The following is a 23247-nucleotide window of genomic DNA, read 5'->3' as shown; positions in this document are numbered from 1 at the left end:
GCCCGAACGCACGTTCGGGGCCACCGTTCACACGGTGACCCCGAACACGCCGGAGAAATCAGTCCTCGGAATCTTCCTTCTCCGCCCGCCTGCGCAGACGCTTCGCGGCCGCCACCAGGTTGCGCAGTGACGGCTCGAGTTGCCAGTAGTGCCTGGTCTTCAGGCCACCGTCCGGGTTCGCCCACAACCGTTCGAGCGACACCGACTCGCCGGCCCTCGTGAGCAGTTCGTCCAGCTCGTCGATGTCCGGAATCCGGGCAGACCGGCTCTCGTACACACCCGGCCCGACGCCGTGCGTCAGCGCCCGCTCCTTGATCGCGTCGAGCACCCACGTGATGGAACGCGTAGCCACGATCGCCGTCACGTCCGCGTCGAGCCGTTCGATGGCGTCGACCACCGACGCCCGGCTCGTGTACGTGAGATGCGTGTGGATCTGCGTCTCCGGTTTCGCCCCACCCGTCGCGAGGCGGAACGCGTCGACCGCCCACTCGAGGTAGGCCTCGCGGCCGTCCTCCCGCAGCGGCAGCAGTTCCCTGATGGCCGGCTCGTCGACCTGGATGATCGCGATGCCCGCCGCCTCGAGGTCGGCGATCTCGTCACGAATCACCAACGCCAACTGGTCCGCCGTCTCGTACAGCGGCTGATCCTGCCGGACGAACGAGCGCGCGATCATCGTCACCGGACCGGTGAGCATGCCCTTGACCGGCTTGTCCGTCAGCGACTGCGCGTACGCGATCCATTCGACGGTCATCGGCTTCGGCCGCGACACGTCCCCGTAGAGGATCGGCGGACGTGTACACCGGGAGCCGTACGCCTGCACCCAGCCGTTGTGGGTGAAGGCGTACCCCTCGAGAAGCTCCGCGAAGTACTGCACCATGTCGTTGCGTTCGTGCTCGCCGTGCACCAGGACGTCGAGACCGATGTCCTCCTGTAACCGGATCGTGCTTTCGATCTCGGCTTGGATGCGCTTGTAGTACTCGTCCCACTCGAGGCGTCCCTGACCCAGTTCGTAGCGGGCCCGGCGGATCTCGGTGGTCTGCGGGAACGAACCGAGGGTCGTCGCCGGAACCAGCGGCAGATTCAGGCGTTCCTGCTGGGCGACCCGCCGTTCCTCGTACGGAACCCGGATGCGGTCGTCCGGCTTGATCGCGTTGACCCGGGCCCGAACCGCGTGCTTGAGCTTGAAGTGCACCGACGTGGGACGCTTGCGCCACTTGTCGGACGGCCCCTCGGTGAGCGCCTTGGCCAGCGAGACCACCTCGCCGACCTTCTGCTTCGCGAACGCGAGACGGTCCGCGACGTCGCCCGGGATGTCGTACTCGGACAACACGTCGTACGGCACGTGCAGCAACGACGTCGACGTCGAGACCACGAGATCCGGCACGACGTCCTTCAACGTGTTCAGGTACGTCAGCGTGTTGTACCGGTCGACCCGCCACACGTTCCGGCCGTCCACCACGCCGGCGTAGATGCGCTTGCGCTTGATGCCCGGGATCTTCGCCAGCTCGTCGGCAGTGAGCCGATGACTGACGAGGTCCAGGCCGAGAGCCTCCACCTTGGTGGAGGCCAGGATCGCGAGGGCCTCCCCGAGATGCCCGTACGGACCGGTCACCAGGATGCGGGGACGCAGCGGCGCGTGCGACAACTTCTCGTACGCCCGGGCCAGTGCGGCCAGTTCCGCCGGCGTGCGGTCCTCGGTGAACGACGGCTCGTCCAACTGAACGCACGTGGCGCCGGCCTTCGCGAGCTGCTCGAACAACCGCTCGTACTCCGGCAGCAACTTGTCCATCAGATCGAGGGTCGAGAAGCCGTGCCGTTTCGACGTCGGACCGATCTTCGACAGCAGAAGCAGCGACACGGGACCCAGCACGACGGGACGCAGTTCGATGCCACGCGTCTTCGCCCGCTCGAATTCGTCCAACACCGTCTCGGACCGCAGCGAGAACTCGGTGTTCTCGTCCAGTTCGGGCTGACGGTAGTGGTAGTTGGTGCCGAAGAAGCGCACCAGCTCGAGCGGCGGGAAGTCCGGCTCACCCCGCGCGAGCGTGAAGTAGAAGTCCAGCGGGTCGAGCTGATTCTCGAGCGGCGTGAACCGCGCGGGAATCGCACCGAACAGCAACGCATTGTCGAGTACGTGGTCGTAGTAGGAGAACGTGTTGCCCGGGACCTGGGTCAGACCGGTCGCGGCGAGCTCACTCCACGTCTCCTCCTGCAGATCCCGCGCGACGGCGACGAGTTCTTCCTTCGTGCTCGTGCCGTGCCAGTAGGACTCGAGGGCACGCTTGAGTTCGCGGCGAGGTCCGATGCGGGGATACCCCAGGATGCTGGATCCGTATGCTGCGGTGCTGGACATGCGGTCGACCTTTCTGGGCTCAGTCCAGTGGCTGCGAATGCCTCTGGGCTCGATGCACTGTGCGCCCCTCACAACCGCCAGTGGTCGTGAAAGGCGCACAGGCGTAGTCGCCTACCTACCTACTAGCTGGCCTTCTTGCTGGCACGACCGTTGTCGCCGTATTCGTAGAAGCCCGCGCCGGACTTCTTGCCGACCAGCCCGGCCTCGACCATGCGAAGCAGCAGCGGCGGCGCCGAATACAGGGGCTCCTTGAACTCTTCGTACATGGAGTCGGCGATGGACTTGACCGTGTCCAGCCCCACCAGGTCGGTCAGCGCGAGCGGACCCATCGGATGCGCGAGGCCGAGAACCGTTGCCTTGTCGATGTCTTCCTTGGTGGCGAACCCGGACTCCACCATCCGGATCGCGGAGAGCAGGTACGGCACCAGGAGCGCGTTGACGACGAATCCGGAGCGGTCCGCGGAACGGACGACCTGCTTGCCCAGCACGTCGCTCGCGAACGCCTCCGCCCGCTCGGACACCGACTTGCTCGTCTTGAGGGTGGTCACCAACTCGACCAGCGGGAGAACCGGCACGGGATTGAAGAAGTGCATCCCGATGACCCGGTCCGGGGACTTGGTGGCGATGCCCAGCTTCATGATCGGGATCGACGACGTGTTGGACGCCAGCACAGCATTCGGATCTGTCACGACCTGATCGAGTTCGGTGAAGATTTCACTCTTCACCTTCTCGTCCTCGACGACGGCCTCCACGACGAACTGCCGGTCCGCGAAATCACCGAGATCGGAGGTGAACCGCAACCGCCAGGCAGCCTGCTCACGTTCCCGCTCGGTGATCTTGCCACTGCTCACCCCGCGATCGAGCGAACGCAGGATGCGCGAACGTCCCGCCGCCGCAAGCTCGCGGGTCTGCTCGAACACCAGGACGTCGACGTGCGCGCGAGCACACACCTCTGCGATTCCGGCACCCATGATCCCGGCGCCGATCACGCCGACGCGCTGAATCTTTTCGCTGGTCACGTCAGCTCCTTTTCGTCTAGTGGAGTCGTCACCCGGGGAGGGGCCCTGGCGCGGGCCCCTCCCCGGGGTCGGGTTGATCAGGTGAAACCGTGATCGGTCGAGCCTCGAAGGACAAGGCTCAGTGGAACTGACCCTCTTCGGTGGAGCCCTTCAGGGCAGCCGTCGAGGTGTTGGGGTCGACCGTGGTGGCGATGCTGTCGAAGTAGCCGGCACCGACCTCACGCTGGTGCTTGATGGCGGTGAAGCCACGCTCCTCGGCGGCCTTGAACTCGCGCTCCTGCAGGTCGACGAAGGCGGTCATGCCCTCGCGGGCGTAGCCGTGAGCCAGGTCGAACATGCCGTAGTTGAGCGAGTGGAAGCCGGCGAGGGTGATGAACTGGAACTTGAAGCCCATCGCGCCGAGCTCCTTCTGGAACTTCGCGATGGTCGAGTCGTCCAGGTGCGCCTTCCAGTTGAAGGACGGCGAGCAGTTGTAGGCGAGCAGCTGGTCCGGGAACTCGCTGCGAACGGACTCGGCGAACTTCTTCGCGACCTCGAGGTCCGGCACGCCGGTCTCCATCCAGATGAGGTCGGAGTACGGCGCGTACGCCTTGGCGCGGGCGATGCAGGGCTCGATGCCGTTCTTCACGCCGTAGAAGCCCTCGGCCGTGCGGGTGCCGTCGAGGAACTCACGGTCGCGCTCGTCGACGTCGGACGTGATGAGGGTCGCGGCCTCGGCGTCGGTGCGGGCGATGACCACGGTGGGAACGTCCGCGACGTCGGCCGCGAGGCGAGCCGAGGTCAGGGTGCGGATGTGCTGCTGCGTGGGGATGAGCACCTTGCCACCGAGGTGGCCGCACTTCTTCTCCGACGCGAGCTGGTCCTCCCAGTGCGAACCGGCGACACCGGCGGCGATCATGGCCTTCTGCAGCTCGTAGACGTTGAGCGCGCCACCGAAGCCGGCTTCACCGTCGGCGACGATCGGAGCGAGCCAGTTGTCGACGGACGTGTCGCCCTCGACCTTGGCGATCTCGTCGGCGCGCAGCAGCGCGTTGTTGATGCGGCGCACGACCTGCGGCACCGAGTTGGCCGGGTACAGGCTCTGGTCCGGGTAGGTGTGACCCGACAGGTTCGCGTCGCCGGCGACCTGCCAACCGGACAGGTAGATGGCCTTCAGGCCGGCGCGGACCTGCTGAACAGCCTGGTTGCCGGTGAGGGCGCCCAGGGAGTTGATGTAGTCCTCGTTGTTGACGAGGTCCCACAGGATCTCCGAACCACGGCGAGCGAGGGTGGCTTCCTCTACGACGGTGCCCTGGAGCTTGACGACCTGATCGGCCGTGTAGTTACGGGTGACGCCCTTCCAGCGCGGGTTGGTGTCCCAATCCTGCTGGATTTCAGCTGCGGTCTTCGGGGTGCCGGTGGTCGACATCAAGACTCCACTCTCTTCGATCTGCTGGTCCGGTACGGATGTACTGCTTCACATCCTTGCCAGGCCCTTCGTATGTACTCACCGAGAATGACATAAGCAAAAAGTGCCGTCTACCTGTTGCTAATGCCAATCTTGGCTAGCTTTTCACAACCATTTGCAAAGACTGTTAAGAAAGATCAGCACTCCGCCTGCCCGATCGGAGAGGAAAAATACTCGCCAGTAGCAAGAAGCCGCAGGTGGTGAACCCAATGCCCGCAACTCGTCGTACACAGGTATTTATCCCCTTCGGCGCGCGCCGCCCGCGCCTCGGCACACCACCCGGCGGGTTCGTTGTGACTGCAATCACTGGCTTCCTCGCCCGTGAACGGTCACCGAGGACCCGAGCGCGGGGTGAACGTACCGTCCGGCGTCTCCGATGCGCCGAAAGGTACATTCGCCCGCGCCACTGCACCCCGAACACCCGAGCGAATCTTGCGAAGGTTCCGTTCGCACATCTGACCTGCGCCGGTACCATTGCCGTATGTCCAAGACCTTCGTCGGCACCCGGTTGCGTCAGCTCCGAACCGAGCGTGGTCTGAGCCAGGCGGCGCTGGCGAAGACACTGGAGATCTCCGCGAGCTATCTCAATCAGATCGAGCACGACGTGCGGCCGCTGACGGTGCCGGTGCTGCTGCGGATCAGCGAGGTGTTCGGCGTCGACACCACGTTCTTCTCCTCTCAGGACGACACACGCCTGATCGCGGAGATGCGCGAGGTGGCGCTGGACCAGGAGATGGGCATCGACGCGGACGCCCAGGAGATCGCCGAGATGGTGGCGTCGCATCCCGGTCTGGCGAAGGCGATGGTCAACATGCACCGCCGCTTCCGCAACACCACCGCCCAGCTGGCGCTCGCGACGGAGGACCGCTACAGCGACGGCAGCGGCAGCGGCGCGATCACGATGCCGCACGAAGAGGTCCGCGACTACTTCTATCAGCGGCAGAACTATCTGCACGACCTGGACACGGCGGCGGAGGAACTGACCGCGCGCATGCGGTTCCACCGCGGCGACGTCGGCGGTGAGATCGCCCGCAGATTGCAGACCGTGCACGACGTGCAGATCGTCCGGCGTATCGACCTCGGCGAGAACGTCCTGCACCGGTACGATCCGGAGTCCCGGTTGCTGGAGATCTCGCCGCACCTGTCGGGTGGGCAGCAGGTGTTCAAGTTCGCGACCGAACTGGCGTTCCTCGAGTACGGCGACCTGCTCGACAAGCTGGTGGCGGAGGGCGGCTTCACGAGCGACGAGTCGGTGGCGCTGGCCCGGCTCGGGCTGGCCAACTACTTCGCCGCGGCCACCGTCCTCCCCTACGGTCAGTTCCACGACGTGGCCGAGGACTTCCGGTACGACATCGAGCGGTTGTCGGCGTTCTACTCGGTGAGCTACGAGACGATCTGCCACCGTCTGTCGACGCTGCAGCGTCCGAAGCTGCGCGGGGTGCCGTTCATGTTCGTCCGCGTCGACCGGGCGGGCAACATGTCGAAACGGCAGTCCGCCACCGGGTTCCACTTCTCCACCAGCGGCGGCACGTGCCCGCTGTGGAACGTGTACGAGACGTTCGCGTACCCCGGCAAGATCATGAATCAGATCGCGCAGATGCCGGACGGCCGGCGGTACCTGTGGATCGCCCGCACCGTCGAACGCCGCGCCCAGCGTTACGGTCAGCCCGCGAAGATCTTCGCGATCGGGCTCGGCTGCGAGATCCGGCACGCCCACCGCCTCGTCTACGGCGACGGTCTGGACCTGGACGATTCCAACCCGGGCACCCCCATCGGCGCCGGCTGCCGGGTGTGCGAGCGCGTCAACTGCCCGCAGCGCGCGTTCCCGCCGCTCGGCAAACAACTCGACATCAGCGAGCACCAGAGTTCGGTGTCCCCGTACCTGATTCGCTGACCCGTTCCGCCGGTTCGCCCAATGTGACATCGGTCCAATCCGACTGCACCGGTGTGACATCGGCCGCGCGCGCCGGCCGAAGCCGGCGGCACCGCAGGCACTGTGAGCGGTTGTTCACGCCACCGTAATCGGTGTCACGAACACGTCACCGGCAGACATTCGTACGCAACAACGGCCGCTTACTGTTCGCCCCACGAATACACCTCTGTATACGTGGGGCGGATACATGTCCCGGGTTGCGGAGGTCCACCAAGTCCTCCGACGGAAAGGCCCGTACATGCGCACCTTCTCCCAGCGCGCCCTCGCTGCACCGACCGCGCTCGCCGCCATCGGGCTCCTGCTGACCGGTTGTGGCAGCAAGGCGTCCGACACGGCCGGCGAATCCACCACGGCGTCCTGTGTGGACACGTCCGGGGACACGATCAAGGTCGGGTCGCTGAACTCGCTGTCCGGGACGATGGCCATCAGCGAGGTGACCGTCCGCGATTCGATCGCGCTCGCGGTCGACGAGATCAACAACTCGGGCGGCGTGCTCGGCAAGAAGATCCAGGTCGTCGCCGAGGACGGGGCCTCGGAGCCCACCGTGTTCGCCGAGAAGGCGGAGAAGCTGATCAGCAGTGACTGCGTCGCGGCCGTGTTCGGCGGCTGGACGTCGTCGAGCCGCAAAGCGATGCTGCCGGTGTTCGAGGACAACAATTCGCTGCTCTACTACCCCGTGCAGTACGAGGGGCTCGAGGATTCGAAGAACATCTTCTACACCGGCGCCACCACCAACCAGCAGATCGTGCCCGCCCTCGACTACCTGAAGGAGAAGGGCGTCAAGTCGCTGTACCTGGTGGGCAGCGACTACGTGTTCCCGCAGACCGCCAACCGCATCATCAAGGCGTACGCGGCGGCCAACGGCATCGAGATCAAGGGCGAGGACTACACGCCGCTCGGCTCCACCGACTTCTCGACCATCGTCAACAAGGTGCGCTCCGCCGACGCGGACGCCGTCTTCAACACCCTGAACGGGGACTCCAACGTCGCGTTCTTCCGTGAGTACGCGAACGTCGGCCTGAAACCCGCCGACATGCCCGTCGTGTCGGTGTCGATCGCCGAGGAGGAGGTCGGTGGCATCGGCGTCCAGAACGTCGAGGGGCAGCTGACGGCCTGGAACTACTACCAGACCGTCGACACTCCGGAGAACAGGAAGTTCGTCGACGCATACAAGGCCCGGTACGGCGCGAACAAGCCGACGTCCGACCCGATGGAAGCCGCGTACACGTCGGTGTACCTGTGGAAGAACACCGTCGAGAAGGCGAAGTCGTTCGCTACCAAGGACGTCCAGGACAACGCGGACGGCGTCACGTTCGCGGCACCGGAGGGTCTGGTCACCATCGACGGGTCCAACCACCACATCACCAAGACGGCGCGCATCGGTGAGATCCGGGGCGACGGCCTGATCTACACGGTCTGGGATTCGGGCACTCCGATCCAGCCGGACCCGTACCTGAAGTCCTACCCGTGGGCCGAAGCACTGGGCAGCTAGGACACCGTCCGACGGGCACGAGGGAAGAGAGAGGACATACATCGATGGATGTAGTGATCGGACAGCTGTTCACCGGGCTGAGTATCGGGTCGATCCTGTTGCTCGCGGCGCTGGGGCTGTCGTTGACGTTCGGTCAGATGGGCGTCATCAACATGGCCCACGGCGAGTTCATCATGGCCGGCTCGTACACGGCATACGTGGTGCAGCAGGTGATTTCGAGCGCCACGGGTTCTCTGTTCATCTCTCTGCTCGTCGGATTCGTGGTCGGCGGCGCGATGGGTGTCCTGCTCGAGGTCACGCTCGTCAAGCGGATGTACCACCGGCCGTTGGACACACTGTTGGTGACGTTCGGTGTGGGGCTGATCCTGCAGCAGCTGGCACGGGACGTCTTCGGGGCCCCGGCGGTCAACGTCGCCGCACCGGAATGGCTCTCGGGTGGCGTGGAGATTCTGGGTGCCGTGGTCCCGAAGACCCGCCTGTTCATTCTCGTGCTCGCGGTGGTGGCCGTCGTCGCGCTGAGCCTGGCGATGCAGAAGTCGCCGATGGGACGCCGCATCCGCGCCGTCGTGCAGAACCGCGACCTGGCGGAGACCAGCGGGATATCCAGTCGCCGAACCGATGTGACGACGTTCTTCATCGGCTCCGGTCTGGCGGGTGTCGCCGGTGTGGCGCTGACCCTGATCGGCTCGACGAGCCCGACCATCGGGCAGAGTTACCTCATCGACGCGTTCCTGGTGGTCGTGGTCGGTGGCCTGGGTCAGATGAAGGGCGCGGTGATCGCCGCGTTCGCGCTCGGCATCCTCAATTCGTTCGTCGAGTACTCGACCACGGCCTCGATCGCCAAGGTCATCGTGTTCGTGGTCATCGTGGTGTTCCTCCAGGTTCGGCCGCAGGGCCTGTTCGCCGTCAAGACGAGGAGTCTCGTATGAGCATCCCGACGAGTGGCCGGTACCGCGCGTGGGCGGGATTCGCGCTGGCCGCACTGCTTCTGTTCGTCGTCGCCCCCGCGGTCCTCAGCGACTTCCGGCTGAGTCTGCTCGGCAAGTTCCTGTGCTTCGCGATCGTCGCGGTCGGTATCGGCCTGGCGTGGGGCCGCGGCGGCATGCTCACCCTCGGCCAGGGTGTGTTCTTCGGGCTGGGTGCCTACATGATGGCGATGCATCTGAAGATCGCGGACGCCGAACTCCGCGGCGACCCGGTGCCCGACTTCATGCAGATCGCGGGTATCCGCGACCTGCCGGGCTACTGGGTGCCGTTCACGTCGCCGATCGTGACGATCCTGGGCATCCTGCTCGTCCCGGCACTGGTGGCGTTCGTCCTCGGTCTCGGGGTGTTCAAGCGCCGCGTCAAGGGCGCCTACTTCGCGATCCTCAGCCAGGCGCTCGCAGCGGCGTTCGCCATCCTGCTCGTGGGCCAGCAGAGCACCGGAGGCAGCAACGGCCTCAACCGGTTCCGCACGTTCTTCGGGTTCAACCTGAACGATCCGGCCAACAAGCAGATGCTGTTCTTCATCGCCGCCGGGGTGCTGCTGGCCGTCGTCGCCGTCACCCGCCAGCTGATGAACAGCCGATACGGCGAACTGCTCGTCGCTGTCCGGGACCAGGAGGAGCGGGTGCGTTTCCTCGGGTACGACCCGGCGAACATCAAACTCGTCGCCTACGTGACGGCCGCGTTCTTCGCGGGCCTCGCGGGCGCACTGTTCGTGCCGATCGTCGGGATCATCTCCCCCGCGGACGTCGGAATCGTCCCGTCGATCGCGTTCCTGATCGGCGTGGCCATCGGCGGCCGGTCCACACTTCTCGGCCCGGTCCTCGGCGCCATCGGGGTGGCGTGGGCGCAGAGCGCGTTCTCCGAGTCGTTCCCCTCCGGCTGGATCTACGCGCAGGGCCTCCTGTTCATCGTGGTCGTCGGATTCTTCCCGGCCGGCGTCGCGGGGCTGTTCGCGCTGCTGAAGCGGAAGAAGAAGGCCTCGTCCGAGCGGCAGGCACCGCCCGGGCCCGCGGACGAGACGGAGCCGACGGAACGAATGGAGATGGCCCGATGACGATTCCCACCACCACCAAGGAACCCGTGCTCGGCGGCAACGCCGGAATGTCCAGCGAATACCTCGAGGTCCGGGACCTTCGGGTCAGCTTCGACGGCTTCACCGCGGTCGACGGCGTCGACCTCACCCTCATGCAGGGTGATCTGCGGTTCCTCATCGGCCCCAACGGCGCAGGCAAGACCACTCTCGTCGACGCGATCACCGGTCTCGTTCCGGCGACGGGCTCGGTCACGAAGTCCGGTGTCGAGTTGATCGGCCGGAAGGTGCACCGCATCGCCCGGCTCGGCGTCGGCCGCACGTTTCAGACCGCGAGCGTGTTCGAGGAATTGACGGTGCTCCAGAACCTCGACATTGCGGCGGGCGCCGGCCGCTCGGCGCTCACGCTGCTGCGCCGCCGCAAGACGGTGCTCCCCGCGATCGAGGAGGCGCTCGACGTCACCGGTCTCGGCAGGCTCCGCGACACCCCGGCGGGCATCCTGGCACACGGGCAGAAGCAGTGGCTCGAGATCGGGATGCTGCTGATGCAGAATTGTTCCGTCCTGCTGCTCGACGAGCCGGTGGCGGGAATGAGCCACGAGGAACGCGACGAGACGGGAAAACTGTTGCGCCGCATCGGCGGTGAGCGGACCGTCGTGGTGGTCGAGCACGACATGGATTTCATGCGCGCGTTCGCGACGTCGGTGACCGTGCTGCACGCCGGCAAGGTGCTGAGCGAGGGAACGGTCGAGCAGGTGCAGGCCGATCCCCGCGTGCAGGAGGTGTACCTCGGGACCGCGGCGGCCGGCGCCGCCCCCGAGTTGCAGCCCGAGGTTTCAAAGGAGGACAGCGATGCTCGAGCTTGACGACATCCGCGCCGGGTACGGCCGAACCGAGGTGATCCACGGGGTCTCGCTGACCGTTCCGTCGGACGGCGTAGCAGCGGTGATGGGACACAACGGTGCGGGCAAGACCACACTGCTGCGGGCTGCGGTCGGGCTGATCAAAGTCGGTTCCGGTCGGGTGCTCTTCGACGGCGAGGACGTCACGGCGCTGCGGCCGAGCGCCCGCGTCGCCCGCGGCCTCGCCTACGTCCCCCAGGGCCAGCAGTCGTTCGGTCAGTTGACCACCGCCGAGAACCTGCAGGTGGTGGCGGACGGCCGCAGGCGCGGAAAGAAACTCGTCGACGAGGCACTGGACCTGTTCCCGGCCCTGCGCGGCCTGCTCGACCGGCGCGCCGGCCTCCTCTCCGGCGGGCAACGGCAGCAACTCGCCATTGCGCGGGCGCTGATCACGGAACCGAAAATGCTGATCCTCGACGAACCGACCGAGGGCATCCAGCCGTCCGTCGTCGCGGAGATCGAACGCACCATCATGGAGCTCACCCGCCGCGGTGGGCTCGGAGTTCTGTTGGTGGAACAGCACATCGGGTTCGCACTCCAATCGGCCGAGAGCTATCACGTCCTCGAATCCGGGCGCGTCACGTCCTCCGGCGCCGGCGGCGCCGCCCCCGGCTCCGACGTCGGGACCGCGGTCTCCGACGTCCGCGCGGCGATGGCGATCTGATGGCACGCCGAGAGCCGGCCGGTTCCCTCAGCGACCACGTGTATCTGTCGCTGCGTACCGACCTGATGAGCGGACGGATCCCGCCGGGACAGCGGCTCGGCGAGGAGCGTCTCGCCGACGTGTACGGGGTGTCGCGGACGCCGGTGCGGGAGGCCCTGGCCCGCCTGCTCGCCGACGGACTCGTCCAGCGCGACGTGGGTGGGCTGTTTCCGTACCGTCCCCGCATCGACGAACTCGCGGGACTGTACGAACTCCGCATCACGCTCGAGCTTCAGGGAATCGCCCGGGTCCGCGCCGACGCGTCGCTGTCGCACGACCCGGACATTCTGGGGCCCGAACTCGAGCGGTGGTACGCGTTACGGAAGGAGGTCCCGGCCCCGGACGCCGGGTTCGTGGCGCTCGACGAGCAGTTCCACACGGTGCTGCTGCGGTCGGCCGGCAACCGGGCGCTGTCCGATGCGCTCGTCGGCGTGAACGCGAAGGTGCGGCCGGTCCGGATGTTCGACTACCTCACCCCGGACCGCATGAGCGCCACCATCGACGAGCACATCTCGGTGGCCGAGTTCGCCCTCGACGGCAAACTCGACACCGCGTACGACACGCTTCTCGCGCACATCAGCGAGTCCCGGGAAGTGGTCGTCGAGCGCGCTGAACAGGCACTTTCCCTCGCGCGTATGGCGTGGGCGATCCGCGATTGAGACAGTTGTCCAACTTCGTGTGACATTTTTCCCTCCCCCGACCCGAGCGGGTGCTAGCGTCTTGCTACCGCTCGGTAACACAGGTTGGGAACTCGCTTCATGTCACGCACTCTCGAAGAGAATCTGGTCGGACGCCGCGTCCTGATCACCGGCGCAGCCCGGGGTATCGGCGCCGGACTCGCCAGACGACTTCACGAGCGGGGCGCCCGTGTCGGGTTGCTCGGCCTCGAACCCGAACTCCTCGAACAGACGGCCACCGCCTGCGGCCGGGCACCCTGGCGTCGATGCGACATCCGCGACAGGAAGGCCGTCGAGGATGCGGTCGACCATCTCGCCGATCGGCTCGGCGGACTCGACGTGGTGGTCGCGAACGCGGGCGTGACGCCGCCGGCGCAGATAGTCGCGGGCGACCCGGATGTGATGCGGTACGCCGTCGAGGTCAACGTGATGGGCACGTACCACACGCTGCGGGCCGCGGGACCGCACATCGGACACCGCAACGGGTACGCACTGGTTGTGGCATCGTCGACGGCCTTCACCCCGCTGCGCGGCGTCCACGGCGCCACGCGAGGCGGAGCCGAGGAACTCGGCGAAGTGTTGCGGGAGGAGCTGAAACCATTGGGGACGCGGGTGGGCATCGCCCGTCTCGGCGAGATCGACACGGACCGGACGCTGATCGATTTCGACGGTGTCGCGGTTCCGGCACCCCGCGGCAGCGCACGGGCCCGGACCTCCTCGATCACGGTGGCGGTCGACGCTCTCGAACGGGCGATCGCCGGGCGGAAGAATCGGATATACGCACCGTCCCGGGTACCCGGGTCCGAATCTGTGCGTATGCTCGCACTTCGGGCCACGGAGATGACCCGGTCGATCGAACTACGCGCGCACGCAACCGTTCCTGCGAAGGGGCGGATAGAAGGAGAGGGGGCCGCGTGACCGCACGCATTCCACCCGGACGTCTGAAGGAACTCGGCCCCGTCAACTGGGTGCTGTGGCGGATCATCTCCCGCGTCGCCGGTGTCCCGGACGCGCACCTGTTCAGCACGGTGGGCCGCGCGAGGGGCCTCTTCCGTGTGTGGCTGCGCTACTCCGGCAAGCTGATGCCGGGCGGGAAGATCTCCCGGCACGAGACCGAACTGATCATCATCCGGGTGGCGCACCTGCGGAAGTGCGGCTACGAGATGGACCACCACGTGCGCCTCGGACGCCGCGCGGGCATCACCCCGGCGCTGCTCGAACAGGTGCTGGAAGGTCCCGACGCGGCGGGCTGGGACGCGCGTCGCCGCGCCGTCCTCACGGCCGTCGACCAACTCGTCTCCACCGACAACCTCGACGACGCCACGTGGTCGGCGCTCGGTGCGTACTACGACGACCGCCGCCTGATCGAATTCTGTTTTCTGGTGACCCAATACGACGCGCTGGCCACCACGATCGGGACTCTGAGGATCGAACGCGACTATTCGTAGGTTCGACACCGCGTAGGTTCGACACCGCGTAGGTTCCACGCCGCGTAGGTTCCGCATCGCGTAGAGAAGAGGACCGGCCGCATGACATCCGCCACCGAAGACGTCCGTTCCGAGAAGGGACTGGCGCGGGTTGCGCAGTCGCTGGCCGGGTGGACGGAGAAATGGTTTCCGGACGCCTACGTCTTCGCGCTCGTGGGTGTCTTCGTCGTCGCGGTGGCCGCGCTCGCCAACGGTTCGTCGCCACAGGAAGTGGTCGACGCGTTCGGCGACGGCTTCTGGGATCTGACCGCGTTCACCTTGCAGATGGCGATGGTGGTGCTCACCGGATACGTCGTCGCCACGTCCCCGCCGGTCGCTCGGCTGATCGATCGCCTGGCCATGGTGCCCCGGACGGCGCGCAGCGCAGTCAGTTTCGTCGCCTTCCTGGCCATGTCGGTCTCGTTCCTGAACTGGGGACTCAGCCTGGTGTTCGGCGGGCTGCTGGCCCGGGCGATCGCGCGCCGATCCGACCTGCGGGTCGACTACCGCGCTCTGGGCGCGGCGGCGTTCATGGGCCTGGGCGCAGTGTGGGCACTGGGCATGTCGTCGTCGGCGGCCCAGCTGCAGGCCACCGCCGCGTCCCTGCCTCCGGCGCTGCTGAGGATCACCGGCGTCCTCGACTTCGGCACCACGATCTTCACGTGGCAGTCGCTGCTCATGTGCGCGATCATCATCGCCCTGACCGTGGTGATCGCCCACTTCTCGGCGCCGAGGGGCGCCGCCGTCACGACCGCCCAGGATCTGGAGGTGGACCTGGACGACCGGCCGAAGCAGGTGCCGCCCCGATCACGACCGGGCGAGTGGCTCGAGTACAGCCGGATCCTGCCGGCGCTGGCCGGCCTGATGACGTTGGGCTGGCTCGTCTCCCAGCTGCTGACCAAGCCCCTGCTCACCGTCGTCAGCAGCCTCAACGCGTACCTGCTGGTCTTCCTCATGCTGGGGCTGGTGCTCCACGGGACGCCGCGCAAATTCCTGCAAGCCGTAGCCCTGGCCGTCCCGGCCACGGCCGGCATTCTGGTCCAGTTTCCGCTCTATGCCGCCATGGCCGCGATCCTCACCAAGGCCGAGGGCAGAAACGGTCTCACCATCTCGGAGCACCTCGCGGAATTCTTCACGAATATCGGCAGCGGCGGAGTTTTCACCGTCGTCATCGCCCTGTATACCGTCGTGCTGGGCCTCTTCGTCCCGTCCGGCGGCGGCAAATGGCTGGTCGAGGCGCCGTATGTCATGCAGTCGGCCACCGACGTCGGGATGAATCTGGGCTGGACCGTCCAGGTGTACAACGTCGCCGAGGCGCTGCCGAACCTGATCAACCCGTTCTTCATGCTGCCCCTGCTGGCGGTGCTGGGGCTCCGGGCACGCGATCTGGTGGGATTCACGTTCCTGCAGTTCATGTTCCACCTGCCGGTGGTCCTGCTCCTGGTGTGGTTGCTCGGCACGACATTCGACTTCGTTCCCCCGGTGCAGCCCTCGACACCGTGAGAGGTGTTACTTACCCACGCTTTACCTCGAGAAATCTCGGTGAAACACCCCGTCCCTAGCGTATACAACCATGTCCACAGGGATGAATACGCCGACGATCGAGTACTCCTTCGACACCCTGCTCGTCGCCAACCGGGGCGAAATCGCCTGCCGCATCATGCGAACCGCGCATCTCCTCGGACTGAAGACGGTCGCGGTGTACTCCGACGCCGATTCCGCCGCCGCACACGTCGAGATGGCCGACGTCGCCGTCCGGCTGGGCCCGGCACCCGCCCACGAGTCGTATCTGCGGGCCGACGCCGTCGTGGAGGCCGCACTGGCCACGGGCGCGGGCGCGATTCACCCCGGCTACGGCTTCCTCTCGGAGAACGACACGTTCGCCGCGGCGGCCGAAGCCGCGGGCATCGCGTTCGTCGGCCCCACCCCCGAACAATTGCGCACGTTCGGAAACAAGCACACGGCCCGCGAGGCCGCCCGGGCCGTCGGCGTTCCCCTCGTGGCGGGCAGCGGCCTCCTGGACTCCGCCGACGCCACCGTGTCCGCGGCGGCCGACATCGGCTATCCGGTGATGATCAAGGCCGTCGGTGGCGGCGGCGGCATCGGGATGCAGGCCTGCGCCGACGCCGCGGAACTCCGCGACGCCTACGACCGCGTGCAGCGCCTCGCCCAGGCCAACTTCTCCTCGTCCGGGGTGTTCCTCGAACGGTTCGTGGCCCGGGCCCGGCACATCGAGGTGCAGGTGTTCGGCGACGGCCTGGGCCGCACGATCAGCCTCGGCACCCGTGACTGTTCACTGCAGCGCCGCAACCAGAAAGTCGTCGAGGAGGCCCCGGCGCCCGGACTCTCCGACGACCTGGTCGATCAACTCCTGAGCTCGTCGCGTCGCCTTGCGTCGTCGGTGAACTACCGGTCCGCGGGCACCGTCGAGTTCGTCTACGACGTGGACCGGGGTGAGGCGTCGTTCCTCGAGATGAACACGCGACTGCAGGTCGAGCACCCGGTGACCGAAGAAGTCACCGGAATCGACCTCGTCGAGTGGATGCTGCGGCTCGCCCGCGGCGACGGGTCCATGCTGGACGGGCTGCCCGACTCCGGACCCGCGATCACCGGAACCGCTGTGGAGGCCCGCATCTACGCCGAGGACCCCGGCCACGACTACCGTCCCAGCGCCGGACGGCTCACGGGCGTCGAGTTCCCGGCTCACACACGGGTGGAGACGTGGGTCGACACGGGCACCGAGGTGAGCGCCCACTACGACCCGATGCTGGCGAAGGTGATCACCCGCGGGCACCGGCGCACGGCGGCGTTCGCGGCCCTCGCCGAGGCGCTCGGGGACACGCACATCTACGGGGTCCAGACCAACCTGCCCCAGCTGCGTCGGATCTGCGCCGCCGACACGGTGCCGGCCGTCGAGCACACCACGCGGTCGCTGGCAGATCTGCGACCCACCGGCCGCCGCGTGGACGTGCTCCGCGCCGGAACCATGACCACGGTGCAGGACCATCCGGGCCGAATCGGTCTGTGGGAGGTCGGGATTCCGCCGTCGGGACCGATGGACGACCTGTCGTTCCAGCTCGTCAACACCGCCGTCGGCAATGCGGCCGGCGCACCGGGGCTCGAATGCACCCTGCAGGGCCCGCGGCTCGTGTTCTCGGACCCGACCGTGATCTGCGTGGGCGGCGCCGACACCCCGGTCACCCTCGACGGCGAACCGATCCCGCTGTGGGAACCGGTGGAGGTGTCTGCCGGATCCGTGCTCGACATCGGCACGCCGGGCGACACGGGTCTGCGCACGTACGTCGCGTTCCGCGGCGGCATCGACGCGCCGCTGTATCACGGCAGCGCGTCGACGTTCACGCTCGGCGGGTTCGGCGGCATCACCGGCAAGGCCGTCGCCACGGGTGATGTGCTGGGCCTTTTCGACGACTCGCTGTTCGAGAACACTGCGGGACTCGCTGCGCCCCAACCTGTCCCGGCGGACTTCCGTCCCGAGCTCACCCACGAGTGGCATCTCGCCGTCACCGAGGGACCGCAACCGGCGCCCATCTACTTCACCGATGCCGACATGGCGCAGTTCTACGACACCACCTGGAAGGTCCAGACTCACGCCAACCGCACCGGACTGCGGCTCGACGGACCCAAGCCGGTCTGGTCCCGGACCGACGGCGGCGACGCCGGGCTGCATCCGTCGAATCTGCACGACAACCCGTACAGTGTCGGCGCCCTCAACGTCTCCGGGGACACTCCGATCCTGCTCGGACCCGACGGTCCGAGCCTCGGCGGTTTCGCGTGCCCCCTCACCGTCGTGAAGGCGCACCGCTGGAAGCTGGGGCAGATCCGCCCCGGCGACCGGGTGCGGTTTCTCGCGGTCTCCGACGACGGTGCGGACGCGCTGCGGGCATCGGATTCGGCTCGGCGCCTGGATGTTCCGCCCGCCTCTACCCGGGCGACGGCCGGCGACGGCGGGGTGCTGCACCGGATCGCGCCCGTACTGGACCGACCGGAGGTCGTGTATCTGCGCGGCGGCGACGACAACATCCTCGTCGAGTACGGCGACCGCGAACTCGACCTCGGGCTCCGCATGCGCGTCCACGCGCTGTCGGAGGCGTTGGTCCGGCGCCGCGTCCCCGGCATCATCGACATCACCCCCGGTGTGCGGTCGCTGCACCTGCACTTCGACGCCGACGAACTTCCGGCCCGTCGACTGCTCGACATCCTGCAGGACATCGAGGAACTGCTGCCGGCGACGCACGATCTGGTGGTCCCGAGCCGGACGGTCCGGTTGCCGCTGTCGTTCGACGACCCGTCCATCGCGGAGGCCATCGACCGCTACCGCAACGGTGTCCGCGACGAAGCGCCGTGGCTGCCGTCGAACACCGAGTTCATCCGGCGCATCAACGGTTTGGACAGCGTCGACGACGTCCGAAACGCCGTGTTCGACGCCGAGTACCTGGTGCTCGGGCTCGGTGACGTCTACCTCGGCGCGCCGCTGGCGGTGCCCCTCGACCCGCGGCACCGCCTGGTCACCACCAAGTACAACCCGGCGCGCACCTGGACGCCGTCCGACGCCGTCGGTATCGGCGGCAAGTACCTGTGCGTGTACGGCATGGAGTCGCCGGGCGGGTATCAGCTGATCGGCCGCACCGTCCCGATCTGGTCCGGATACCGGCAGCACCGCCCGTTCGACGAGGGCAAGCCGTGGATGTTCCGGTTCTTCGACCGCATCGTGTGGGAACCCGTCACCCCGGAGCAATTACGCGAGTACCGCGCGCAGGCGGTCGCCGGGCGGTTCGACGCGGAGATCTCCGACGGCACGTTCGCGTTCGCCGACCACCTGAAGTTCCTGCGGGACAATGCTCGATCCATCGCCGAATTCGACGCACGCCAGTCCGCGGCCTTCGACACCGAGAAGGCGGCGTGGCGGGCGTCGGGCGAATTCGACCGCGTCGAACAGGCGCCCGCCCCGGAACCGTCCGCGCGGGGCGAGCTTCCGTCCGGCGCGATCGTCGTCGAGGCGCCGATGGTCGGAAGCGTGTGGCGCGTCGAGGTCGAGGCCGGGCAACGCATCGAAGCCGGACAGAATGCGGTGGTGCTCGAGGCGATGAAACTCGAGATGCCGGTCGCGTTCCCGTCCTCCGGAACGGTCCTCGACGTCCTCGTGTCACCGGGCGCGATCGTCGAACCGGGCACCCCTCTCGTCGTGATTGGAGCAGAAAACTGATGACTGTCGATGCCGTGAACCGCGCACAGATCACCCTGTCCCCCACCGCCCGTGTCGAGGACGCCTTCCGGCGCATCGCCGAGGTCGACCGCCCCGAAGTGTGGATCACCCTCCGGCCCGCCGCGGACGTCCACGCCGATGCCGTTGCCGTGCAGGCCCGTCTCGACGCCGGCGAACGTCTCCCCCTGGCCGGGAAGGTCGTGGCGGTCAAGGACAACATCGACGTCGCCGGACTGCCCACGTCCGCGGCGTGCCCCGAGTTCGCCTACCTTCCCGACGTCACCGCGACCGCCGTGCGCCGCCTCGTCGAACAGGGTGCCGTCGTCCTCGGGAAGACGAACCTCGACCAGTTCGCAACGGGACTGGTCGGGACGCGCAGTCCGTACGGCGCCGTCCGGTGCTCGTGGGATCCCGAACGTGTGTCCGGTGGATCCAGCTCGGGTTCGGCGGTCGCCGTCGCACTCGGCATCGCCGACATCGGAATCGGCACCGACACAGCGGGATCCGGACGGGTCCCGGCCGCGTTCAACGGTCTCGTCGGGATCAAGGCGACCCTCGGCGTCATCCCCGCCGACGGCGTGGTTCCCGCGTGCGTCGACTACGACTGCGTCACCGTCTTCGCCACCGAACTCGACACTGCCGTGACCGCCGCTCGCATCATGGCGGGACCGGCGAACGCGGACCCGCGCAGCCGCGCGTGGCCCTCCGACGTCGGACTCGCGGCGCCAGCGCAGCCGCGGGTCGCGATTCCCACGGAGGCGGATCTCGCGCTGCTGACGCCGGAGTACCGGGCGGCGTTCGACGCCACCGTGGCGGCGGTGACGGACCGTGGGTTCGCCGTCGAGGCGGTCGACATCTCCCCGCTGCTCGGCGCGGCGCGGCTGCTGTACGACGGCGCGGTCGTCGCCGAGCGGTACACCGCGGTCGGGCAGTTCCTCGACACCGCGCCCGCGGGCGCCGACCCGGTGGTCACCGCCATCGTCGAGTCGGCGCGGAAACCGGCGGGCCACGAGTTCGCCGCCGACCTCGACACCCTCGCCCGCGTCAAAGCACAAGCTCGGGAACTGCTGGCCGGATTCGATGGCCTCCTTCTGCCCACGACCACCGAACACCCGACCATCGCTGCCGTGCAAGCGGATCCGATCCAGATCAACCGGCGGATGGGCACTTACACGAACTTCTGCAACCTGCTCGACATGGCGGCCGTCGCGGTCCCCGGCGTCGCCACCGCGGCCGGCGACCCGTTCGGCGTCATGTTCGTGGTGCCGGCGTTCGCGGATCAGGTCGCCGTGGATCTGGCGGCCCGCCTCGTCGGCGTCCCCGCGCCCACGCTCGTCGAGGACGGTGTCGAGCTCGCGGTGTTCGGCGCGCACCTGCGCGGGCAGCCCCTGCATTTCCAGCTCGAGGACATCGGCGCACGGTTCGTCGGCACCGTCACCACCACGGACGCGTACCGGCTCACCGCGCTCGCCACGACACCGCCCAAACCCGGTCTCGTCCGCCGCGGCCCCGGCGCGGGAGCCGAGATCGCCGGGGAACTGTTCCGCGTGTCGCCCGCAGGCCTGGGCACCTTCCTGGCCGCCCTGCCCGCCCCGATGGCGCTGACCAGCGTCGAACTGTCCGACGGCCGCGCCGTGGTGGGCTTCAGCTGCACCCACGACGCGGTCGACGGGGCCACCGACATCACCGAGTTCCGCAGTTGGGTTGCTTACACCCGTGAGTACTTGTTAACCGCGGGCGGTTAACAAGTACTCACAGGCCGAGGGCACTGACTGCCCGGGTCGACTTGCGGCCGATCAGCGTCTGCAGGTCACCGCTCTCGGTGTCGAGGGCGCCGGCCGCCACTCCCGCATCGGAGTCGGCGAGCATGCTCGCGATGGGCGCGGGCAGTCCGGCACCTTCGAGCACCGCGGCGTACTCGGCCTGCGGAAGGTCTTTGTACGACACCGGCTTTCCGAGGACCTCGGAAAACACGTCGGCCAGTTCGCTGTAGGTCAGGCGCTCGTCGCCGCCGAGTTCGTATACCTTGCCGGCCTGACCGTCAGCGAGCAGGACCGCGGCGGCGGCCTCGGCGTAGTCCTTCCGGGCGGCCGCGGCCACGACACCCGTTCCGGCACTGCCGAACAGGGCTCCGATCTCACGCGCCGCGGGAATGCTGCCGAGGTAGTTCTCCCAGTACCAGCCGTTGCGGAGCAGGGCGAAGTCGATTCCGGATGTCGCCAGCCGGTCCTCGGTGCCACGGTGTTCCACGGCCAGTCCGAGCGGAGAGTTCTGCGCATCGAGGATGCTCGTGTAGGCGAGGAACCCGACGCCGGCGGCCTTCGCGGCGTCGATCACGTTGGTGTGCTGGGCAATCCGTTGCCCTATGTCACTGCCCGAGACGAGCAGCAGCTTGTCGACGCCGGCGAGCGCCTTCTCCAGTGCGGCGCGGTCACCGTACTCCGCCTGGCGGACGTCGACGCCTTTGTCTGCCAGGTCCGCAGCCTTGGCCGGGGTACGGACCACGGCAACGATGTCGGCGGCGGGTGTGCCCTTGTCGAGCAGTGCCTCGACGACGAGGCGTCCGAGGTGTCCGGTTGCTCCTGTGACGGCGATGGTCATGACGAACTCCTAGCGCGTAGTGGTGCGAGTTGACGATTCAAGCTCACTTTCCATCATGCACTAATTTTTCGTAAGTGCAAATGTTTAGGTAAGTGCTTCCTCATCGTGGGATACACTGGACGCATGTCCGAGCCCGCGCACCCAGCACAGGAAAGTGACGACCGCACCCTCGAAGCCGACGTCTTCGCGCGAGACTGCGCGTCGCGCGAGACGCTGCAGACCGTCACCGGCCGGTGGGGAGTGCTCGCCCTCGCGGCACTGACCGAGGGCAGCTACCGATTCAGCGCACTCCGCCGACGCGTCGACGGCGTCAGTGAGCGCATGCTGTCGCAGACGTTGCAGGCACTCGAACGAGACGGCCTGGTAATTCGCGAAGTGCTCGAAGCGATTCCACCGAAGGTCGAATACAGCCTCACGCCGCTCGGCGCCGAGATCGGCTCACGCCTCATCGGCCTCATCGAACTGGTCGAATCACGCGTACCCGACGTCCGGGCGGCGCAGGAGAGATACGACGCCAATCGCGGCGTCAGCTGAACTCGTCGAGATCCGACTCTTCGTCGACGATGTGAACCGCGGCCTCTTCGGCTGATGCCGCTCCCCCGTCGATCCCGATGTCGGACGCCACGAGATCCTTCTCCTCGTCCGCCCCGGAACCCTCGTCCTCGGCGAGAAGTCGGCCCGACCGCATCCGTCCGACCTCGTTGTCGTCGAGGATCTCCGCATTGTCGTCCTCCTCGAACGCCGGATCCGGTTCTTCCTCCGCGAGCCGCTGATCGAGGGTCTCCCCTTCACGCTGTTCGGCCGCCGTCGTTCCGAACGCGTCGAGCCCGAGTGGTTTCTCCGGCGGCGAATACCCCTCGTCGAGAACGTCGTCCACGCCTCGGTCGACCAACGTGTCCTCCGGCTGCAGCTGGTCCTCTTCGTCCAGGCTGTACTCGCCCGCGGATCCTTCTGGTGTGCTGTCCGGCATGGTCATCTTCCCCACGATGCCACCGGAACGGGCAATTCGCCATCGGGTCACGCAAGCAACCCGGTGAGACACGACGAGGGCCCGCACAGTAACTGTGCGGGCCCTCGTCGGTGTTCGGGTCAGAAGTTGATCATGTGTCCGGCGAGACCGTGGATGGCCTCCTGCAGGGCCTCGGACAGCGTCGGGTGCGTGTGCACGTTGCGGGCCAGCTCGTTGACCGTCAGGTCCCACTTCTGCGCGAGGGTCAGCTCGGGCAGCAGCTCGGAGACGTCGGGGCCGATGAGGTGTCCACCGATCAGCTCGCCGTACTTGGTGTCGGCGATCAGCTTGACGAAACCGGTGGCGTCACCGAGGCCGTGCGCCTTGCCGTTCGCGGCGAACGGGAACGTCGCGACCTTGACGTCGTAACCCTCGTCCTTCGCCTGCTGCTCGGTCAGACC

General features: G+C 67.3%; 18 protein-coding genes and 1 pseudogene. 13 read left to right on the top strand and 6 right to left on the bottom strand.

The genetic code is table 11. From position 1 onward, the window contains the following. Window positions 1-58: 58 nt before the first annotated feature. From metE to aceA, 3 genes are all read right to left on the bottom strand, one after another. Window positions 59-2353, bottom strand: coding sequence for a 5-methyltetrahydropteroyltriglutamate--homocysteine S-methyltransferase (gene metE, locus ACFTWF_RS35390; protein ID WP_378465740.1), 2295 nt, complete (start codon window positions 2351-2353; stop codon window positions 59-61). A 122-nt stretch (window positions 2354-2475) separates the two neighbouring features. Then, window positions 2476-3372: a 3-hydroxybutyryl-CoA dehydrogenase gene (locus ACFTWF_RS35385; RefSeq protein WP_185725306.1), complete on the bottom strand. Its 897-nt coding sequence runs from the start codon at window positions 3370-3372 to the stop codon at window positions 2476-2478. A 118-nt stretch (window positions 3373-3490) separates the two neighbouring features. Further along, entirely contained in the window at window positions 3491-4780 is a 1290-nt protein-coding gene (gene aceA / locus ACFTWF_RS35380) for an isocitrate lyase (RefSeq protein ID WP_378465739.1), read from the bottom strand. Window positions 4781-5300: 520 nt separating this feature from the next. Between aceA and ramB the strand changes: the two genes are divergently transcribed. The 12 genes from ramB (at window position 5301) to atzF (ending at window position 20981) form a co-directional block, all read left to right on the top strand. Further along, window positions 5301-6713: an acetate metabolism transcriptional regulator RamB gene (ramB, locus tag ACFTWF_RS35375; protein ID WP_185725308.1), complete on the top strand. Its 1413-nt coding sequence runs from the start codon at window positions 5301-5303 to the stop codon at window positions 6711-6713. Between the two features lie 277 nt (window positions 6714-6990). After that, the gene (gene urtA, locus ACFTWF_RS35370) at window positions 6991-8244 is read left to right on the top strand and encodes an urea ABC transporter substrate-binding protein (protein ID WP_378465738.1); all 1254 of its coding nucleotides are present in this window, start codon (window positions 6991-6993) and stop codon (window positions 8242-8244) included. 44 nt (window positions 8245-8288) lie between these two features. After that, window positions 8289-9173, top strand: a complete 885-nt coding sequence (urtB, locus tag ACFTWF_RS35365; RefSeq protein WP_378465737.1) for an urea ABC transporter permease subunit UrtB — start codon at window positions 8289-8291, stop codon at window positions 9171-9173. Then, window positions 9170-10288 carry an urea ABC transporter permease subunit UrtC gene (gene urtC, locus ACFTWF_RS35360; protein WP_378465736.1) on the top strand — a complete coding sequence of 373 codons (1119 nt, stop codon included), beginning with the start codon at window positions 9170-9172 and terminating at the stop codon, window positions 10286-10288. The genes urtB and urtC overlap by 4 nt, the downstream gene beginning before the upstream one ends. After that, window positions 10285-11130, top strand: coding sequence for an urea ABC transporter ATP-binding protein UrtD (gene urtD, locus ACFTWF_RS35355; RefSeq protein ID WP_378465735.1), 846 nt, complete (start codon window positions 10285-10287; stop codon window positions 11128-11130). The genes urtC and urtD overlap by 4 nt, the downstream gene beginning before the upstream one ends. Further along, on the top strand, window positions 11117-11830 hold the full coding sequence (gene urtE, locus ACFTWF_RS35350; RefSeq protein ID WP_378465734.1) for an urea ABC transporter ATP-binding subunit UrtE: 714 nt from the start codon (window positions 11117-11119) through the stop codon (window positions 11828-11830). Before urtD ends, urtE begins: the two co-directional genes overlap by 14 nt. Then, a complete protein-coding gene (locus ACFTWF_RS35345) occupies window positions 11830-12528 on the top strand; it encodes a GntR family transcriptional regulator (RefSeq protein WP_378465733.1) in 699 nt (232 codons plus the stop codon). The genes urtE and ACFTWF_RS35345 overlap by 1 nt, the downstream gene beginning before the upstream one ends. A gap of 99 nt (window positions 12529-12627) precedes the next feature. Continuing rightward, window positions 12628-13464, top strand: a complete 837-nt coding sequence (locus ACFTWF_RS35340; protein ID WP_378465732.1) for an SDR family NAD(P)-dependent oxidoreductase — start codon at window positions 12628-12630, stop codon at window positions 13462-13464. Then, a complete protein-coding gene (locus tag ACFTWF_RS35335) occupies window positions 13461-13994 on the top strand; it encodes a carboxymuconolactone decarboxylase family protein (RefSeq protein WP_378465731.1) in 534 nt (177 codons plus the stop codon). The genes ACFTWF_RS35340 and ACFTWF_RS35335 overlap by 4 nt, the downstream gene beginning before the upstream one ends. A gap of 81 nt (window positions 13995-14075) precedes the next feature. Next, window positions 14076-15515: a short-chain fatty acid transporter gene (locus ACFTWF_RS35330; RefSeq protein WP_378465730.1), complete on the top strand. Its 1440-nt coding sequence runs from the start codon at window positions 14076-14078 to the stop codon at window positions 15513-15515. Between the two features lie 70 nt (window positions 15516-15585). Beyond that, on the top strand, window positions 15586-19236 hold the full coding sequence (gene uca / locus ACFTWF_RS35325) for an urea carboxylase (protein WP_378465729.1): 3651 nt from the start codon (window positions 15586-15588) through the stop codon (window positions 19234-19236). After that, window positions 19236-20981 (top strand): allophanate hydrolase, encoded by a 1746-nt coding sequence (atzF, locus tag ACFTWF_RS35320; RefSeq protein WP_378465728.1) that lies wholly within the window; start codon window positions 19236-19238, stop codon window positions 20979-20981. The genes uca and atzF overlap by 1 nt, the downstream gene beginning before the upstream one ends. Window positions 20982-20988: 7 nt before the next feature. Here atzF and ACFTWF_RS35315 read toward each other — a convergent pair whose 3' ends face one another. After that, window positions 20989-21837 (bottom strand): SDR family oxidoreductase, encoded by an 849-nt coding sequence (locus ACFTWF_RS35315; protein WP_378465727.1) that lies wholly within the window; start codon window positions 21835-21837, stop codon window positions 20989-20991. Window positions 21838-21960: 123 nt separating this feature from the next. Between ACFTWF_RS35315 and ACFTWF_RS35310 the strand changes: the two genes are divergently transcribed. After that, window positions 21961-22371: a winged helix-turn-helix transcriptional regulator gene (locus ACFTWF_RS35310; RefSeq protein WP_378465726.1), complete on the top strand. Its 411-nt coding sequence runs from the start codon at window positions 21961-21963 to the stop codon at window positions 22369-22371. On the opposite strand, the gene ACFTWF_RS35305 is transcribed toward ACFTWF_RS35310, so the two are convergent. Both ACFTWF_RS35305 and ACFTWF_RS35300 read right to left on the bottom strand, forming a co-directional pair. Next, a complete protein-coding gene (locus ACFTWF_RS35305; RefSeq protein WP_378465725.1) occupies window positions 22364-22813 on the bottom strand; it encodes a DUF5709 domain-containing protein in 450 nt (149 codons plus the stop codon). The two genes, ACFTWF_RS35310 and ACFTWF_RS35305, sit on opposite strands and share 8 nt — an antisense overlap. A gap of 113 nt (window positions 22814-22926) precedes the next feature. Then, window positions 22927-23247 (bottom strand): annotated as a pseudogene (locus tag ACFTWF_RS35300) (dihydrolipoyl dehydrogenase); the annotation flags it as partial.

It is taken from the genome of Rhodococcus sp. NPDC056960, assembly GCF_042674125.1.
Classification (GTDB): domain Bacteria; phylum Actinomycetota; class Actinomycetes; order Mycobacteriales; family Mycobacteriaceae; genus Rhodococcus_F.
The sequence above is the reverse complement of the archived record's forward strand: the minus strand, read 5'-3'. Positions and strand labels throughout refer to the sequence as shown.